We start from the raw sequence: 18,416 nt of genomic DNA on the forward strand, positions 1-18,416 counted from the left end.
ATGACCCGCACCCTCATCTTCCTGGCCACGCTCGCGCCCGCCGGGGTCGCGCAGGCACAGGATATCGTCCTGAAGCCGATAGGCGAAGCGCGCCTGCGCTATGAGCAGGTCGATCAGGACGGCCTGCCCGCCGACGCCGAAGCCCTGACGCTCCGCGTCCGCGCCGGGGTCGAGGCCAAGGCGGGCAGCTGGTCGACGCTGGTCGAAGGGCAAGGCAACCTCGCGATCGTCGACGACTATTTCGACGGTCTCCACGGCGCCGCGACGCGCCCGCTGATCGCCGATCCCGACAATATAGCCCTCACCCGCGCGCAAATCCGCTATGCGTCGCCCGTCTTCGCGCTCACCGCGGGGCGCCAGCGGCTCGGCTTCGACGACGAGCGTTTCGTCGGCAGCGTCGGCTTTCGCCAGAACGGCCAGAGCTTCGACGCGGTGCGGGCCGAGATCACGCCTCTAAAGGGCGTGAAGGCCGACCTCGCCTATGCGTGGAGCGTGCGGACGATCTGGGGCATCGACGGCACCGGGCCGCGGCAACAGGCGGTGTCGGGCGACAATGTCTTCGGCAACCTCAGCACCCAGACCCCGATCGGCAAACTCTCGACCTTTGCCTACCTCATCGATCAGGACGAGGCGGCAATGCAGGGTTTTCGCCTGTCGAGCCAGAGCTATGGCGTGCGCCTCGACGGAACCCAGCCGCTCGGCAAGGCGAAGCTCGCATATCAGCTCAGCTACGCACGCCAGTCGGACTGGCACCACAATCCCAACAATTATGCGGCGGACTATTATCTCGCCGACGTCGCGGTCGATCTTGGAGGCCCCTGGGTCGGCGTCGGGTATGAAATACTCGGCGCCGACGACGGCACGGCACTTACCAGCTTCCAGACTCCGCTCGCGACGGGTTTCAAATTTCAGGGCTGGGCCGACAGATTCCTCACCACCCCGCCTGACGGGGTGCGCGACCTGTATGCGAACGCAGGGTGGAGCTGGAAGGCGGTCGGTCCGCTCAAGGCCGTCACGCTGCAAGCCGCGTACCACGACTATCGAAGCGACCGCGCGAGCCGCTCCTATGGCGACGAGATCAACCTGCTCGCGAGCGCAAAGCTCGGCAAGGTCACCGCGGCCGCCCGCTACGCTCACTACAACCCCGACACCTTCGCCACCGATACCGATAAATTCTGGCTGCAACTGGACTGGACGATTTAATGGAACACCGCCCCATCAAGACCGACGCCGACACGCGCGACCATCTGGTCGTCATCGGCAACGGCATGGCCGGATGCCGCGCGGTCGAGGAATTGCTCGCGCGCGATCCGGCGCGCTACCGCGTGACGATCTTCGGCGCCGAGCCGCGCGTCAATTACAACCGCATCATGCTGTCCCCCGTGCTCGCGGGCGAGAAGAGCTTCGACGACATCGTCATCAACGATGCCGAATGGTATGCGGCGAACGGCATTGCGCTGGTCGCTGGCGATCCGGTCGCGCAGATCGACCGCGCCGCGAAGACGGTAACGACGCGCGGCGGCTCGACCGAAAGCTATGACCGGCTGCTGATCGCGACCGGCTCCGATCCCTTCATCATCCCGGTGCCGGGCAAGGACCTGCCCGGGGTGATCGCGTTTCGCGACATGGACGATGTCGACACAATGCTCGCGGCCGCGGATGCGGGCGGCGATGCGGTCGTCATCGGCGGCGGGCTGCTCGGGCTCGAAGCCGCGCACGGGCTTTCGCTCCGCGGGATGAAGGTCACCGTCATCCACCTGATGCCGACCTTGATGGAACGCCAGCTCGACGAGGCGGCTGGCTGGCTGCTCAAGCAGGCATTGGAAGGCCGCGGCCAGACGATCCTGACCGGCGCCGACACCGCCGAGATCGTCGGCGACGGCAAGGTCGAGGGGGTGAAACTCAAGGACGGAACGCTGATCCCCGCCAGCCTCGTCGTGATGGCGGTCGGCATCCGTCCCTCGGTCGCGCTTGCCCGCGACGCCGGACTCGCGGTCGGGCGCGGCATCCAGGTCGACGACCATATGGTGACCAGCGATCCCGCCGTCCTCGCGGTCGGCGAATGCGTCGAGCATGACGGGCAGGTTTACGGCCTAGTCGCGCCGCTGTGGGACATGTGCCGCAGCCTCGCCGATGGGCTGGTCGAGCAGCCGACAGGCTATCGCGGTTCGGTGACCTCAACCAAGCTCAAGGTGTCGGGGATCGACGTCTTTTCGGCGGGCGATTTCTCGGGCGGCGACGGGTGCGAGGATATCGTGCTGCGCGATGCAAGCCGCGGCGTCTACAAGCGCGTTATCGTCAGGGACGACCGGATCGTCGGCGCGGTGCTCTATGGCGATACCGCCGACGGAAGCTGGTATTTCGACCTCCTCAAGAAACAGGAGGATGTCTCGGGCCTCCGCGACCTCCTCATCTTCGGCCAGTCCTTCGCCTCGGGAGGGGGCGCGGCGGACCCTAAGGCGGCCGTTGCGGCGCTTTCCGACGATGCGGAAATCTGCGGCTGCAACGGCGTCACCAAGGGTCAGGTCGTGTCGTGCATCGCCAAGGGGGCGCACAGCCTCGACGCGGTGCGCGGCACCTGCAAGGCGTCGGCGAGCTGCGGCAGCTGCACCGGCCTGGTCGAGAATCTCCTCGCGCTGACGCTCGGCGACGATGTCCAGGCGGGCCCCAAGACGATGTGCAAATGCACGAGCTTCGGCCATGACGACGTCCGGCGTGAGATCGTCGCGCAGGCCATGCGCTCGATCCCCGAAGTGATGCAGAAGCTGCACTGGACGACCCCCGACGGCTGTTCGTCGTGCCGCCCGGCGCTCAACTATTATCTGCTCTGTGCGCTTCCCGGCGACTATGTCGACGACCAGCAGAGCCGCTTCGTCAACGAGCGGATGCACGCCAATATCCAAAAGGACGGCACCTATTCGGTTGTCCCCCGCATGTGGGGCGGGCTTACCAACCCGACCGAGCTGCGCGCGATCGCCGATGTCGTCGAGAAGTTCAATGCGCCGATGGTCAAGGTCACCGGCGGCCAGCGGCTCGACATCTTCGGAATCAAGAAGGAGGATCTGCCCGCGGTCTGGGCCGACCTCAATGCCGCCGGGATGGTGTCGGGCCACGCTTACGGCAAGTCGCTCCGCACGGTGAAGACGTGCGTCGGGTCCGAATGGTGCCGCTTCGGCACGCAGGATTCGACCGGACTCGGCGTGAAGATCGAGCGGATGAGCTGGGGCAGCTGGATGCCGCACAAGTTCAAGATCGCGGTGTCCGGCTGCCCGCGTAACTGCGCCGAGGCGACGATCAAGGATTTCGGTATCGTCTGCGTCGACAGCGGTTACGAGCTGCACGTCGGCGGCAACGGCGGCATCCATGTCCGTGCCACCGACCTGCTTTGCAAGGTCGCGACCGAGCAGGAGGCGATGGATTATTGCGCCGCCTTCATCCAGCTCTACCGCGAGGAGGCGCGCTACCTCGAACGTACCGCGCCGTGGATCGAACGCGTCGGGGTCGATTATGTGAAGGCGCGGATCGCCGACGATCCTGCGGGCCGCGAGGCACTGCGCGCGCGCTTCCTCTATGCCCAGAGCTTTTCGCAGGACGACCCGTGGGCACAGCGCGCCGAGGGTGCCGAACGCGAACATCATGCGCCGATGGCGCGCTTCACCCCGCAGGAGGAACTCGCATGACGACCGCAGAATGGCTCGACATCGGCTGGGTCGACCAGATCCCCGTGCGCGGCAGCCGCACGGTGCAGGTCGAAGGCGGCGATGATATCGCCGTCTTCCGCACCGCCGAAGGCAAGGTCTTCGCGCTGCGCGACCGCTGCCCGCACAAGCATGGGCGGCTGAGCCAGGGCATCGTCCACGGGGGCGCGGTCGCCTGCCCCTTGCACAATTGGCGGATCAGCCTGTCGACCGGCGAGGCGCTCGGCGATGACAAGGGCTGCACGCCGACGGTGCCGGTCAAGATCGACGCCGGCCGGGTACTCATCTGCCGCGCGAGCACATTGAAGGCCGCGGCCTGATGAGCGAAGCGGTCCGCACCACCTGCGCCTATTGCGGCGTCGGCTGCGGCATCCGCGCGACGGTGACGGACGAGCGGACGGTAACAATCGAAGGAGATCCCGACCACCCCGCCAACCGTGGGCGCCTTTGCTCGAAGGGCACGCATCTTGGCGAAACCGTCGGGCTCGAAGGTCGTCTGCTCACGCCCATGATCGGCAAGAAGCGCGCGAGCTGGGGCAAGGCGCTCGACCTCGTCGCGAAGCGGTTCAAGGAAACGATCGCGCGTCACGGCCCGAACAGCGTCGCTTTCTATGTCTCGGGGCAATTGCTCACCGAGGATTATTATGTCGCGAACAAGCTGATGAAGGGCTTCATCGGCACCGCAAACATCGACACCAATTCAAGGCTTTGCATGTCGAGCGCGGTCGCGGGGCACACCCGCGCCTTTGGCGAGGATGTCGTCCCCGCGACCTATAACGACCTCGACGCCGCCGACCTGATCATCCTCGTCGGCAGCAACACCGCCTGGTGCCACCCGATCGTCTATCAGCGCATCCGCGCGCGTTGCGAAGCGGGCGCAAAGCTCGTTGTGATCGACCCGCGCCGGACCGAGACCGCCGAGGAAGCCGACCTGCACCTTCCGCTTCGCCCGGGGAGCGATGTCGCGCTGATGAACGGCCTGCTGCAATATTGCCGCGAGGCGGGCGTGATCGACGAAGAGTATCTTGCCGCGCATGTCGCAGTGCCCGAAAATTTCTGGGACGAGCTTGGAGAGGGGAATGACCTGTGGTCGGTGGCGCGCGCGTGCGACGTGCCCGTCGCCGACCTCAGGCGATTCTACGAGCTGTTCGCCGCAACGCCGCGCACGGTGACGATGTTCAGCCAGGGGATCAACCAGTCGACCTCGGGCACCGACCAGGTGAACGCGATAACCAACCTCCATCTCGCGACCGGACGCATCGGCAAGCCCGGCGCCGCGCCCTTTTCGATCACCGGCCAGCCGAATGCGATGGGCGGGCGCGAGGTCGGCGGGCTCGCCTCGACGCTTGCCGCGCACATGGATTTCGCGCCCGAAAACCGCGACCGCGTCCAGCGCTTCTGGGCCGCGCCGGCGATGGCGGAGAAGCCCGGACTGAAGGCCGTCGACCTGTTCCGCGCGGTCGGCGAGGGCCGCATCAAGGCGTTGTGGGTGATGGCGACCAACCCCGCCGTGTCGATGCCGGACGCGAACCGCGTGCGCGAAGCCCTCGCCGCCTGCCCCTTCGTCGTCGTCAGCGACGTGATCGAACAGACCGACACCGGCGCCTTTGCGCATGTCCGCCTTCCCGCCGCCGCGTGGGGCGAGAAAGATGGCACCGTCACCAACAGCGACCGCACGATCAGCCGCCAGCGCGCACTGTTTCCTTTGCCCGGCGAAGCGATGCCCGATTGGTGGATCATCAAGGAAGTCGCGCGGCGCATGGGCTGGAAGACCGCCTTCAGCTATGACCGTCCGGCCGACATCTGGCGCGAGCATTGCCGCCTGTCGACCTATGACAATGACGGCGCGCGCCTCTTCGCGCTCCCCGGCGCCGCGCAGGGCGGCAATGCCGCCTATGACGACATGATGCCCTTTCGCTGGGGCGGCGATCAGACCTTTGCCGACGGCCGCTTTTCGACCGCAGACGGACGCGCGCGGCTTGTGCCGGTGGCGCAAAAGCCCCTGCCCGAACCGCTTGCGAAATGGCCGTTGACGCTCAACACCGGCCGCTATCGCGATCAGTGGCATACGATGACACGCACCGGCCTCGCGCCAAAGCTTGCGCGTCATCGCGAGGAGCCGCTGGTCGAGGTGCATCCCGATGACGCCGCGCGGCTCGGGCTTGCCGACGGCGGGCTCGCGCGCGTCGAAACCCCGCAGGGCGAGAGCGTGTATCGCATCGTCGTTTCGGATGGCCAGCGGCGCGGCGAGTTGTTCGTCCCGATCCACTGGACCGACCGCACCTCGAGCGGCGGTCGCACCGGGCTCCTCCCGCGCCCGCTCGTCGACCCCGTGTCGGGGCAGCCGGGCTTCAAACGCACCCCCGCCGCGATCGCGCCGGTCGCGACGAAATGGCGCGGTTTCCTGTTGCTCGCGAACGAACTCGACGAACGGCCCGCCTGCCTGTGGGCGACCCGCGTCGCGGTGCCCGCGGGGGTGCTCTGGGAACTCGCCGGCAACGGCGACCTCAAGCGCATCGAAGCGCTGCTCCCGCGCGGCGAACGGATCGAAGCGCAGGACAGCGCGCGCGGAACACGCCGCGTCGCGGTCGTCACTGGGGGGCGTCTCGCCGGCGCGCTCTTCGTGACCGAAAGCGGCGAGCTTCCCCCGCGCGACTGGCTGATCGCGCAGCTTTCGGCCCCTGACGTCGCGCCGACGCTGCTCGCCGGCCGGGCGCCGGGCGTCCAGGCCGACCGCGGTCCAATCATCTGCGTCTGCTTCGATATCGGATTGAAGACGATCGCCTCGGCCATCCGCGACCAGCAGCTTGCCGACGTCGCCGCGATCGGCGGCGCAATCGGCGCGGGAACCAACTGCGGATCGTGCCGCCCGGCGCTCGTCCGCATATTGGCAGAGGAGACGAGCGATGCAGCCTGACGATTTTCCGCCCGGCACGGTCTGGCTCGTGGGTGCCGGCCCCGGCGACCCCGACCTTTTGACGCGCAAGGCGATCCGCCTCATCGAATGCGCCGACATCATATTCCACGACGCGCTTGTCGGCCCCGCCGTTCTCGACCTCATCCCGCCGGGCGTCGAACGCATGAGCGTCGGCAAGCGTTCGGGTCGCCATTCGAAGAACCAGCAGGAGATCGACGCTCTGCTGGTGGCCGCCGCCGCGGCGGACAAGCGCGTCGTGCGCCTGAAGGGCGGCGATCCTTCACTATTCGGCCGTTCGACCGAAGAAATCGCCGCCTTGCACATGGCGGGCTATCCCGTTTTCGTCTGCCCCGGCATTACCGCGGCGAGCGCCGTCGCAGCGTCGGCGAAAATATCGCTCTCGCTCCGCGGCGTCGCGCGCGATGTCCGTTTTGTCACCGCACACAGCCGCCGCGGCGCGGCGCTCGACATCGACTGGAACTCGCTCGCCCGCTGCGGATCGACCCTTGCCTTCTACATGGGGCGCGACGCGGCGCCCGAGATCGCCCGCGGCCTCATCGGCGCGGGCATGCCGGGCGGTATGCCCGTGATGATCGCTTGCAACGTCAGCCGCGCCGACGAGCAGCGGCTCACGACGCGCCTCGACCTGCTCGGCCTTGCCACGCGCGCGCTGGCGAACGACGCCCCGACGCTCATCCTGGTCGGGGCCGCGGTTGCGCTCGCCATGCCGGCAAAAGCTCGTGCGACGGCTGCCGACAGCGCGCTTTAGCATCGATTGAGCGGCTTCGCGCTCGTAACCAGGGGCGTTCGATCGTCCCGTCCGATACCGCGCGACTACCAGAATCGCTTGGTATCGACGAAATCCTCATGCGCATCGGCGGCCGTTTCGATGAGCCGTCCCTTCTTGCCATGTGCCATCAATTCGGCGGCGCCGGGGCTTTCCGCGATGCCAAGCCTTGTCAGCAGCTTGGGGGCGGCCGCAAGATCGTTGAGCGCGCCGAGCTGGTCCTGCAGCGCTTCGAGTGCCTTGACGAAGCGTTTGTGCCGGCGTTTCTCGCCCTTGCGCTCGAACAGGCCGGCAAAGAATTCCGCTGCGTAACGTAGCTTCTTCGCGCTCTTGCGCACCTCGTGCCGCGCATCGTCATCGAGACTGGCCAGATTACGCCCCTTGCGCTTCACCTTTCGCCGATAGCGGTCGAGCGCCCGGGCGGCGAAGTCCCGCGCCGGTCGATTGCCTTCGCGTTCACCGTCCGCCGTCCCCGACCAATCCGACGCCGCAATCCACGCCGTCACCTCGAGCATGAGCCGGCGCACCCGCGCGGACGAGAGAATTTCGCACACATCGTCATAAGCGGCCGCACGCATCGTCGCGATCCGGTCGTGCAGCGGTCCGCCCTCGGCACGCTTCAGGAGCACGTCGAGATCGCGCACCTTGCCCAGTTCCGACGCCAGCCAGCGCAATTCCGTGCGCAAATCGATGCCCGCGTCCCCGATCATCGGCTTGAAGATCGCGAAGGCCGATCGAAGGCGGCGTAGCGCGACGCGCGCCTGATGCAAGGCTTCGGTGTTCCGGTTCGCGAGCAAAAGCGCCTCGTTGAGCCGGAACTGCCGGATGCACGATTGCATGATCTGCCCAAGCGCCTGTGCCGCGGTCGTGTCGCCGGCGAGTATCACCGTTTCGGCCGTAACCCGCGCCGGGGCCGCTCCGGTGAGCCGATAGCCGCGCTCCGACTTGCTGAGGACGCCAAGGCGTATCGGCACGACCGCGTCGATCCGGCGCGCGAAAGCAAACAGCGCGGCACGATCGCCGGACTTCAGCTCGAGCTCGATCTCACACACCGGCGACCGGCGCTCGCCGACCACGACATCGCCGCGGTCGAGCACCAGTTCGATCGTTGCGCCGCCCTCGTCGATGGTCCAGCTCTGGCGGTCGATCTCCACCTCGAAAGCCGGCGCGATGGCATCGATCTTGTCGCCGAGCAGCGAGGGAAGCGGCGTGGCAAAATCGAGGACCGGTGCGTCATTTTCCGCCGCGCGCTCCCATTCGGATCGGATGAAGAGACCGGCAGCACTGCCGCCGTCCGCCTTGATTGTCTGGACACGCTTCTTGCCCGAACGGCGGATACGAAGCGAAAAGCCCGCGTTCGCAACGTCATGATCGGGCGTGTCGAAATAGGTCGATATCTGCCGCATCTTTTTGGGGGCGCCCGCCAACAAACCCGACGCCTCGAATTTTCCGGCGTCTTCGCTCGCAATTTCGAGTTTCAGCTCGACCTCGTCCGCCATCTGCATATTCTCCGGAAAGATCGGTTCGATCGTCACCTTCGCGTGCGCAACGGACGCCGCATATCGGACCTATCCTGAAAATTTGACGATCCGGCGATAAGCAGCCTGTTTATCGCAATATGCGGCCAGCTGAAAGATCGGGCACGGCCGCTCGCCTGAAGCCCGTTTCGTCGTGCAAGGATATGGGAAAACCCGCTCATCCGACAGCATCGGACCATGGCAGGAAGGAAATGGCGCACCCGGAACGATTCGAACGTCCGACCCTCAGATTCGTAGTCTGATGCTCTATCCAGCTGAGCTACGGGTGCGTGGAGAGGCGCCTTTAAGACCCGTCGCGCGGGGGCGCAACCCCCTATTTCAGCTTTGTGACCGTTCCGCACGACGATTGGCGGCGGATCGCGTCGAGCCCGCCGATTTCCGCGGGCTCTTTCAGCAAAAGACGGATCAGCGCGATGCCATGATCATGGTCCGTGCGGACGATTTCGGCGCCTTTGGGCACGGCCTGTCCCGCGCGCGCGACGATGATTCGAAACGGCTTGCCGCCCGCCTCGACATCGTTGCGCACGAAAATGACGTCGGTCGCGGCGTCAAAGATGCTGAGCGATGTATAGCGGCCCGGAACCGGCGCGACGTCGATCGCGATCGGACCGCCCGAAAGGTCATAAGGACAGCTCGAATAAGCGAGGTCGGGGCTCGGCCGCACGACCGGCTGGCGCTCGGGCGTCGCGAGGTTGCCATAGGACATGGTGTTGACGCCGCCCTGCCCCAGCCGATCGATCGCGACATTCATCAGGCCATAGGGAATCGCCCAGATCGCCGCATAGGCGGTGGCCACCGCGACGATCAGGCCGAAGGCGAGCGGGCCGAGCCAGTTGCGCATCTCAGCAGCCCTCCTTCACGATTTGCGGAAGCGACGCTTTCCCGGGCTCGGCGCGAAACGCTTGACCGGGGTTGTACATGCGCAGGGTCAGGTGAAAGCGCTGGCCCTTGGTTCCGGGCAGCCACGCGCCGGCAGCGGGTTTCGCCGGCGCGATGGTGACGCGCCATTCGCCCTTGGCATCGAGCGCGACATTGGCGCCGTTCACCGACCAGATGTTCGCCGGATTGGCGACCAGATAGCCCGCCGCGTCGTAGATGGTGACACTCCACCACCGCGCGTCGAGCGGCGTCCCCGACAAGCTGTAGCGGCAATTGCCGTCGAGCGGCGCGCCCGCGGCGTCGGTCTTCGCCGACCAATAGACGGTTTCCTTTGCGGGGAGCGCAAGCAGACCTGCGCGTGCCACGGCCGCGCGGGTCACCGGATCGGTTGCCTTGGTGCCAAAGCCGAGCGAGGTCGTCCACGGGCCGTTGACGATCGCGCCGCCACTGAGGCCGCCGCCGGTTATGGCCCAGGCCGCGCCGAGCCCCACCGCCAATCCGCCCACCAAGGTGATCGTATAGCGGTGCCAGCCCTTCATGCGCGTTCCCCCTTCGTCGTCACCCCGGCGAAGGCCGGGGTCTCGCCATTGCATGATGACGCGAGGGTGAGATCCCGGCCTTCGCCGGGATGACGAAGTTAGGAATTACCCCCGCTTCAGCGCAGCCTGAGCGGCCGCGAGCCGGGCGATGGGGACACGGTAAGGCGAGGCGCTGACATAGTCGAGACCCGTCTTTTCGCAGAAATGGATGCTCGGCGCATCGCCGCCATGCTCGCCGCAGATACCGAGCTTGACGTCGGGGCGCGTCTTGCGGCCGCGATCGGCGGCGATCTCGATCAGCTGCCCGACGCCCTCGACATCGAGGCTGACGAACGGGTCGGTCAGGAAGATGCCCTTGTCGACATATTGCGTCAGGAAGCGACCCGCGTCGTCGCGGCTGATGCCGATCGTCGTCTGCGTGAGGTCGTTGGTGCCGAAGCTGAAGAATTCGGCGCTCTCGGCGATCTCGCCCGCCATCAGCGCGGCGCGCGGCAGCTCGATCATCGTACCGACGAGATAGGCGATCTCGCGGCCCTTTTCGGCGAACACCGCCTTCGCCTGCGCATCGACGACGGCCTTCATCAGGTCGAATTCGCGGCGCGTCGCGACAAGCGGGATCATCACCTCGGGGATCGGCGCAGCGCCGGTTTCGGCGGCGACGTCGCACGCCGCCTCGAAGATCGCGCGCGCCTGCATCTCGTAGATTTCGGGGTAGGTGACGCCCAGACGACAGCCGCGATGGCCGAGCATCGGGTTGAATTCATGGAGTTCGTTGGCGCGTGCCTTCAATGCCTCGATGCCCACGCCCGCAGCTTCGGCGACATCGGCGAAATCCTCTTCGCGTGTCGGCAGGAATTCGTGGAGCGGCGGGTCGAGCAGGCGGATCGTGACCGGCAGCCCCGCCATCACACCGAAGATCGCGGCAAAGTCGCCGCGCTGTTCAGGGAGCAGCTTGGCGAGCGCGGCGCGGCGGCCGGCTTCGCTGTCGGCGAGGATCATCTCGCGCACCGCGGTGATGCGCGCGGCGTCGAAGAACATATGTTCGGTGCGGCAGAGGCCAATGCCCTCGGCGCCAAAATCGCGCGCGACCTGCGCATCTTGCGGGGTTTCGGCGTTGGCGCGCACCTTCATGCGGCGGACCTTGTCGGCCCATACCATCAGCGTGCCGAAGTCGCCGACCAGTTCGGGAAGCAAGGTCGGGACCTCGCCCGCCATCACTTCGCCGGTCGACCCGTCGAGCGTCAGGATATCGCCTTCGCGCAGCTCGCGCCCGCCGACGCGCAGGATGCGCGCCGCGCCGTCGATCGACAGCCCGCCGGCGCCCGAGACGCAGGGACGGCCCATGCCGCGGGCGACCACCGCGGCGTGTGACGTCATGCCGCCGCGCGCGGTCAGGATGCCCTTTGCGGCGTGCATGCCGTGAATATCTTCGGGCGAAGTTTCGACGCGGACGAGGATCACGGCTTCGCCCATTTCGGCTGCCTTTTCAGCGCCATCAGCGGTGAACATGATCTTGCCCGACGCCGCGCCGGGGCTTGCGGGAAGCCCCTTGGTCAGCACGTCGCGCGGCGCCTTCGGGTCGAGCGTCGGGTGGAGAAGCTGGTCGAGCGCGCCCGGATCGACGCGGCCGACGGCTTCTTCTTCGGTGATCAGCCCTTCGGCGGCCATATCGACCGCGATCTTGAGCGCCGCCTTCGCGGTGCGCTTGCCCGAACGCGTCTGCAGCATCCACAGCGTCCCGCGTTCGACGGTGAACTCGATGTCCTGCATGTCGCGATAATGCGTCTCGAGCGTGTCGAAGACGCGGCCGAGCTCGGTGAAGGTCTCGGGCATCGCCTCTTCCATCGACGCCGGTTTAGCGCCCGCCTTTTCGCGCGCGATTTTCGTGAGATATTGCGGCGTGCGGATGCCCGCGACGACGTCTTCGCCCTGCGCGTTGATCAGCCATTCGCCGTACCATGCGCGCTCGCCGGTCGCCGGGTCGCGCGTGAACGCGACGCCCGTCGCCGAGGTGTCGCCCATATTGCCGAACACCATCGCCTGGATATTGACCGCGGTGCCCCATTCGGCGGGGATCGAATTCAGGCGGCGATAGACTTTCGCGCGGTCGCTTTCCCAGCTCGCGAACACCGCGCCGACCGCGCCCCACAGCTGGTCGTTCGGTTCCTGCGGGAAGGGCGCGCCGGTCTCGCGCTCGACGATCGCCTGATATTCCTTGACGAGCGCCTGCCAGTCTTCAGCCGACATCTCGGTATCGAGGTAGAAGCCTTTGTCTTCCTTGGCGATTTCCAGTGCTTCCTCGAACTCGGCATGGTCGAGCCCCATGACGACGTCGGCGTACATCTGGACGAAGCGGCGATAGCTGTCCCACGCGAAGCGCGGGTCGCCCGACGCGTCGGACAGGCCCACGACTGTCTTGTCATTGAGCCCGAGGTTGAGGACGGTGTCCATCATCCCCGGCATCGACACGCGCGCGCCCGAGCGGACCGAGACGAGCAAAGGATCGGCGGGGTCGCCGAACTTCTTGCCGGTGATGCCTTCGATATGCGCGATGCCCGCGGCGACCTCTTCGATCAGGCCCGCAGGAAATTGTTCGCCATTCGCATAATAAGCGGTGCAGACGTCGGTGGTGATCGTAAAGCCCGGGGGCACCGGCAGGCCGATCGAGGCCATTTCGGCAAGGTTCGACCCTTTGCCGCCCAGCAATTCCTTCGAGCGTTCGGCCGTCGTGGCCGCGCCGCCGAACAAATGCACCATATTCGTCATCATATGCTCCTGCTGCCCCGGGGAGGAGGTGGGCGGGGGAATAGGGTCGAACCGCAACCGGGTCGACTCAGTTTTGCTTTAGCGGTGTCAGGCTGGCCTGCCTCCATGACGGGCCTGCCAATGATCAAAAATTGCCTGCCCCGCGCCGCCGCCGAAGGTCAAAATCGGTACGTCGCGGCGAAAGGCGAGCGACCAGGCTTTGATCCACAGCGTCTTGCGCGGCTCGATCGCCGCGATCTGGTCCCAGCCAATGTGCAGCGGCGGGTGAAACATCCGAAAGAAGACGGGCGGGCGAAGATAGATGCCGCGCTGGTCGAGCCAGACGTTCATCGCATTCTTGTAACTGACGCCGCCCGGAAAGCGCCCGATGACCATCGTCGCCCACGAAAAGCGCCGCGCATCGGCGGGGATCGGGCGATCCCACGCAAAGGCGGGCAGATATTTCGACCATCCCACGAACGACAGGACGCGCGTGACGAGCAGCCACATCGCGACGAAGAACAGCGGAAAACCGACCGCAAAAATCCAGACGAGATGCGATTCGTTCATGGCACCCCTTCCCGCGCGCAGCCGCGCCTATCCCTCGATCTTCGAGAAATCGGCGACGCCGTGCACCGCGCCGGTGAAGCGCGACAGCAGACCGAGCCGATAAGCGCGGACCGCCTCGTCGGGGTCGTTGACCATCACGCCGTCGAAGAAAGCATCGATCGGGGCGCGAAGCGAGGCGAGTGCGGCCATCGCGTCGGTGAAGCGTTCCTCGGCGACCGCGGCGGACGCCGCGGGCTCGGCGGCATCGAGCGCGGCGAGCAGGGCCTTATCCACATCCGTCGCCCCAGCGAAAGCTGGGGCCGCTATCGTCGGTTCACCATCGCCAGCGATCCCAGCTTTCGCTGGGATGACGGCATCTTTGCCCGCCTGCTTCAATATATTCGCCGCACGCTTGTAGCCCGCGAGCAAGTTCGCGCCGTCCTCGGTCGCCATGAACGCCTGCAGCGCCTTCACGCGTGCGAGGAGCCGGACAAGATCATCTTCGCCGCCGAGCGCGAACACAGCGTCGATCAGGTCGTGACGGACGCCCGCTTCACGTTGCTGAACCTTGAGGCGATCGATGAGGAATGCAAACACCTGAGAAGCGATTTCCTCCGCACGATTGTCAATTTTCTCAACGAGCGCCAGCGGAGCGCGAACATCCTCCGGAAGCTCGAACACGACCCCCCTAAAGGTAACTGCGTTGTTTTCTGCGGAGAAATCCATTTCCCCACTGAAAGGATTGATAGCCTCGCCATAGCGCTTTTCGATCTCGCCAATGACCTTATTAAGCGCCTGAACATTCAGTCCAAGTGCAGCGTAATGAAGCATTTTTTGTAGATTTATTCGCAATCCGTTCGCTTGGATCAACGAACACAATCCGATGCCCGCTCGCCGCAATGCAAATGGATCTTTAGAGCCCGTCGGCCGTTCCTCAATCGCAAAGAAACTGACCAGGGTGTCTAGCCGCTCGGCCATGGAAAGCGCGATCGTCACGGGAGCATTGGGAACCTCGTCGCCTTGGCCGACGGGTTTGTATTGGTCTCGAATGGCATTGGTGATTACCTCACCCAAGCCTTCCGATGCGGCGTAATAGCCACCCATTAGCCCTTGCAATTCAGGGAACTCGCCAACCATCTCGGTCACCAAGTCCGCTTTCGCAAGCTCGGCCGCTCGTTTGCCACGCTGCGCATCGGAGCCCGGGACCAGATTTTCCTTACCCATCGTTTCCGTGATCTTAGCGACACGCTCGACCTTGTCGGCGACGGTGCCCAGTTTTTCGTGGAAGGTGATGTTCTTCAGCTTCTGAGCGTGCTCTTCGAGCGTCTTTCGGTTCGACGGGTCGATCAAGCCGCCCACATCGCGATGGAACTGATCCTCCAGCCAGAAATGGCGCGCGTCGGACAGGCGCGCGGCGAGGACCTTGCGGTTGCCGGCGACGATCTCCGCGCCGCCGTCGACCGCGTCGATGTTCGCGGTGCAGACGAAGCCGTTGGCGAGCTTGCCGCCCGCGCCGTTCACGACGAAATATTTCTGGTTCACGCGCGCGGTCAGCTGGATAACCTCGGGCGGCACTTCCAGAAACGCTTCGTCGAAGCGGCCGAGCAAGGGCACCGGCCATTCGGTGAGGCCGGCATTCTCGATCACGAGTCCCTCGTCCTCGACGAGCGTCAGCCCGGCGTCGGCCGCGGCCTTGGCGGCGCCGTCGCGGATGATCGACTGGCGCTCCTCATGGTCGACGATGACGTGGCACGCGCGCAGCTTCTCGGCATAGTCCGATGCCGAACCGATCGTGATCTCGCCCGGGCAGTGGAAGCGGTGGCCGCGCGTCGCGAAACCGGCGGAAATCCCGCTAACTTCACACGCAACAAGGTCTTCGCCGAAGATCGCGACGATGCCCGACAGCGGGCGGACCCAGCGCAGGCTCTCGCTGCTCGCGCTTTCCTTGCCCCAGCGCATCGACTTCGGCCAGGCGAAGGCGCGGACGATTGCGGGGATCGCCTCGGCGAGCACCTCGGCGGTCGCGCGGCCGGGTTTGTCGATGACGGCGAAATACACGCCGTCGCGGTCTTCGAGCTGATCCTGCGTCAGGCCGGTCTTGCGAAGGAAACCCTCGAGCGCCTGCGGCGGCGCGCTGCTGCGCGGGCCCTTGAGTTCCTCGCTGACCGCGGCGGTCGCTTCGGGCAGATCGCGGGCGATCAGCGCGAGGCGGCGCGGGGTCGACCAGATGGTGAGGTCGCCCGTTTCGAGGCCCGCGGCGCTCAATTGCGCACGGAACAGCTTTTCCAGTTCGGCGCGCGCGCCGGCCTGCATCCGCGCCGGGATTTCCTCGCTGCGCAGTTCGAGAAGAAAGTCGGTCACAGCGTCCACCCCGGATATTTTTGGGTCCAGCGTTCGGACTGGCTGTCGATCCACGCCTTGCAGCTGCCCTTTGCGAGGTCGCGGACGCGCGCCATATAATTTGCGCGTTCCTGCACGCTGATTACGCCGCGCGCCTGGAGCAGGTTGAACAGGTGGCTCGCCTCGATCGCCTGATCATAAGCCGCGAGCGGAACGCCAGCCTCGATCGCGCGCTGGCATTCGGCCTCGGCCGCCTTGAAGCCCGCGAACAAGGTGTCGGTGTCGGCGACCTCGAAATTCCATTTCGAGAACTGCTTTTCATTCTCGAGGAACACGTCGCCATAGCTGACCGCGGCAACCTCGCCCACCGCGTCGGAAAAGCGCAGGTCGTACACATTGTCGACATTCTGGATATACATGGCGAGGCGTTCGAGCCCGTAGGTGAGCTCGCCCGCGACGGGCTTGCAGTCGAAACCGCCCATTTGCTGGAAGTAAGTGAACTGGGTGACTTCCATCCCGTCGCACCAGACTTCCCAGCCCAATCCCCAGGCGCCGAGCGTCGGCGATTCCCAGTCGTCCTCGACGAAGCGGATATCGTGGAGCAGCGGGTCGATGCCGATCGCGGCGAGGCTGCCCAGATATTGTTCCTGCAGGTCGGCGGGCGACGGTTTCAGGATCACCTGATATTGATAATAATGCTGCAGCCTGTTCGGGTTCTCGCCATAACGGCCATCGGTCGGGCGGCGGCTCGGCTGGACGTAGGCGACGTTCCACGGCTCGGGGCCGAGGCTGCGCAGCGTCGTCGACGGGTGAAAGGTCCCGGCCCCGACGCGCATGTCGTAAGGCTGCAAAATCGCGCAACCGCGCGCCGCCCAATAGGCGTGCAGCGTCAGGATCATGTCCTGAAAACTGAGTGGTGTCTTGTCCGCCCCGTCGGCCACTGCCGGTATTCCTTCGCAGGTGCAAAAAATCGTCGCCGCATTGGCGCAGCGGCGGCGGATGGTCAAGGCTCCCCGCCGTTCGTCACGGCGCGAAAATGCGCGACTTAGTCAGGTCTCCAAAACTTTTTGTAAGGTCTTATTGACATAGTCAGCGAATCGCGACATATAGTCATGCATACCTGACATGAAGACAGGTTGAGCTGACCAAAACCAGTCGATCCAAGGAGAATAGACATGATGACCCGCACGCTGATCCTCGCGCTCTCGCTCACCGCCGCTGCTGCGCCCGTCATGGCCGCCGAGACCGGAAACCCCGCCGTCGAAGTCCGCATCGACGATCTGAACCTGACCCACACGGCGGATCGCGAGCGCCTCGACACCCGATTGAAGAGCGCCGCGCGCAGCCTCTGCTACACCGGCCTTCGCGGCGCTGCGGAAAATGCGCGCCAGTCGGCATGCCTTTCGAACGTCCTTGCCCACGTTGAGCCCCAGACCAAGCAGGCGATCGCCCGCGCACAGAACGGCACCCAGCTCGCGCTGCTGATGATCAGCGCCGCGCGATAAGCGACGGAAATGATGGCTTCGCTCGCGCCGTGCCTCCCCGGTGACGGCTGGCGACCTGGGCTGGAGCGCCCTCCATGTGACGGCGCTCCAGTCTCTTGTCCCCGCGAATGTCGACCGACCCTGTCGCCCCCAATCCCGGCCATCCCGAAGGACCGGACAAAATTTCCCTTCCCCGACATTTTGATGCGCTATGGGAAGGCCATGATCCTTCGGACGGAAATGCTGGCGAGGCGCCGATGAACAATAAATTGAAAGTGCTGCGCGCGATGCGGAACTGGAGCCAGGCGGAACTCGCCGACCGGCTCGATGTCTCGCGGCAGGCGGTGAATGCGATCGAAACGGGGAAATATGACCCGTCGCTGCCGCTCGCCTTCAAGCTTGCGCGGCTGTTCGACATGCCGATCGAGGAGATTTTTGATGATGGTTTCGAAGGAGGCGACGATGAGTGATGCAAGCAAGCCTGCCAAGCGTCCGATGTCGCCGCGGCGCAAGCGTTACTGGACTGCGCTCGGCCTGGCCGGCGCGTTCGGCGGCGTCCTGGGCGCCTGGATGCAGATGACCCAGACCGACGGCGCGACGATCGGGCTCGCGCTGCTGAGCAATTCGGCGCTGCCGGCCAATTTCGCGATCGGTTCGTCGATCGTGTGGGTCGTCGGCATGGCGATCTCGCTGATCCTCTATCATCGCTCGGTCGACGATCACGAGGAGCGGGCGTATCTGTGGGCCGGCACCGCGGCGTGGTATACGCTGACGCTCGCGGCACCGACGTGGTGGGTGCTCCACCGCGCCAGCCTTGCCCCCGCGCCCGATGTCATGCTGCTGTTCCTTGGCGCACTCGCGGTCAACGCGATCGTCTGGCTGTGGCTTAAATACCGCTGAATATTTTTCACTCCCCTTCCCTGTTCGATCCGGCCATAAG

The 18,416-nt window shown here is 65.5% G+C and carries 15 protein-coding genes and 1 tRNA gene; 8 read left to right on the top strand and 8 right to left on the bottom strand.

Features of this window, described 5'->3' with window-relative positions; translation table 11 throughout:
- The 5 genes from J2X38_RS11320 to cobA are packed head-to-tail and all read left to right on the top strand — an operon-like array spanning position 1 to position 7,384.
- Complete coding sequence (locus J2X38_RS11320; protein ID WP_310254089.1) at positions 1–1,203, top strand: hypothetical protein; 1,203 nt, start codon at positions 1–3, stop codon at positions 1,201–1,203.
- Positions 1,203–3,680, top strand: coding sequence for a nitrite reductase large subunit NirB (gene nirB / locus J2X38_RS11325; RefSeq protein WP_310254090.1), 2,478 nt, complete (start codon positions 1,203–1,205; stop codon positions 3,678–3,680). The genes J2X38_RS11320 and nirB overlap by 1 nt, the downstream gene beginning before the upstream one ends.
- Entirely contained in the window at positions 3,677–4,018 is a 342-nt protein-coding gene (nirD, locus tag J2X38_RS11330) for a nitrite reductase small subunit NirD (protein WP_310254092.1), read from the top strand. Before nirB ends, nirD begins: the two co-directional genes overlap by 4 nt.
- Positions 4,018–6,615 (top strand): molybdopterin-dependent oxidoreductase, encoded by a 2,598-nt coding sequence (locus J2X38_RS11335; protein WP_310254093.1) that lies wholly within the window; start codon positions 4,018–4,020, stop codon positions 6,613–6,615. The genes nirD and J2X38_RS11335 overlap by 1 nt, the downstream gene beginning before the upstream one ends.
- Positions 6,605–7,384: a uroporphyrinogen-III C-methyltransferase gene (gene cobA, locus J2X38_RS11340; RefSeq protein ID WP_310254095.1), complete on the top strand. Its 780-nt coding sequence runs from the start codon at positions 6,605–6,607 to the stop codon at positions 7,382–7,384. Before J2X38_RS11335 ends, cobA begins: the two co-directional genes overlap by 11 nt.
- Before the next feature lie 65 nt (positions 7,385–7,449).
- On the opposite strand, the gene J2X38_RS11345 is transcribed toward cobA, so the two are convergent.
- The 8 genes from J2X38_RS11345 to J2X38_RS11380 form a co-directional block, all read right to left on the bottom strand.
- The gene (locus J2X38_RS11345; RefSeq protein WP_310254097.1) at positions 7,450–8,937 is read right to left on the bottom strand and encodes a CHAD domain-containing protein; all 1,488 of its coding nucleotides are present in this window, start codon (positions 8,935–8,937) and stop codon (positions 7,450–7,452) included.
- Positions 8,938–9,132: 195 nt separating this feature from the next.
- Positions 9,133–9,209, bottom strand: a tRNA-Arg gene (locus J2X38_RS11350).
- 44 nt (positions 9,210–9,253) lie between these two features.
- Positions 9,254–9,781 (bottom strand): DUF1254 domain-containing protein, encoded by a 528-nt coding sequence (locus tag J2X38_RS11355; protein ID WP_310254099.1) that lies wholly within the window; start codon positions 9,779–9,781, stop codon positions 9,254–9,256.
- 1 nt (position 9,782) lies between these two features.
- Positions 9,783–10,358: a DUF1214 domain-containing protein gene (locus J2X38_RS11360; RefSeq protein ID WP_310254101.1), complete on the bottom strand. Its 576-nt coding sequence runs from the start codon at positions 10,356–10,358 to the stop codon at positions 9,783–9,785.
- Positions 10,359–10,463: 105 nt separating this feature from the next.
- A complete protein-coding gene (ppdK, locus tag J2X38_RS11365; protein WP_310254845.1) occupies positions 10,464–13,124 on the bottom strand; it encodes a pyruvate, phosphate dikinase in 2,661 nt (886 codons plus the stop codon).
- An 87-nt stretch (positions 13,125–13,211) separates the two neighbouring features.
- On the bottom strand, positions 13,212–13,673 hold the full coding sequence (locus J2X38_RS11370) for a hypothetical protein (protein ID WP_310254103.1): 462 nt from the start codon (positions 13,671–13,673) through the stop codon (positions 13,212–13,214).
- 27 nt (positions 13,674–13,700) lie between these two features.
- Positions 13,701–16,013 (bottom strand): glycine--tRNA ligase subunit beta, encoded by a 2,313-nt coding sequence (gene glyS, locus J2X38_RS11375; protein WP_310254105.1) that lies wholly within the window; start codon positions 16,011–16,013, stop codon positions 13,701–13,703.
- Positions 16,010–16,891, bottom strand: a complete 882-nt coding sequence (locus tag J2X38_RS11380) for a glycine--tRNA ligase subunit alpha (RefSeq protein ID WP_310254848.1) — start codon at positions 16,889–16,891, stop codon at positions 16,010–16,012. Before J2X38_RS11380 ends, glyS begins: the two co-directional genes overlap by 4 nt.
- Before the next feature lie 276 nt (positions 16,892–17,167).
- Here J2X38_RS11380 and J2X38_RS11385 point away from each other — a divergent pair, with 276 nt between their 5' ends.
- From J2X38_RS11385 to J2X38_RS11395, 3 genes are all read left to right on the top strand, one after another.
- Positions 17,168–17,497 carry a UrcA family protein gene (locus tag J2X38_RS11385; RefSeq protein ID WP_058538279.1) on the top strand — a complete coding sequence of 110 codons (330 nt, stop codon included), beginning with the start codon at positions 17,168–17,170 and terminating at the stop codon, positions 17,495–17,497.
- A gap of 236 nt (positions 17,498–17,733) precedes the next feature.
- Entirely contained in the window at positions 17,734–17,946 is a 213-nt protein-coding gene (locus tag J2X38_RS11390; RefSeq protein ID WP_058538277.1) for a helix-turn-helix transcriptional regulator, read from the top strand.
- Positions 17,939–18,376 (top strand): hypothetical protein, encoded by a 438-nt coding sequence (locus J2X38_RS11395; protein WP_058799855.1) that lies wholly within the window; start codon positions 17,939–17,941, stop codon positions 18,374–18,376. Before J2X38_RS11390 ends, J2X38_RS11395 begins: the two co-directional genes overlap by 8 nt.
- Positions 18,377–18,416: the final 40 nt, after the last annotated feature.

The sequence above is a fragment of the Sphingopyxis sp. BE235 genome, from assembly GCF_031457175.1.
Taxonomy (GTDB): Bacteria; Pseudomonadota; Alphaproteobacteria; order Sphingomonadales; family Sphingomonadaceae; genus Sphingopyxis.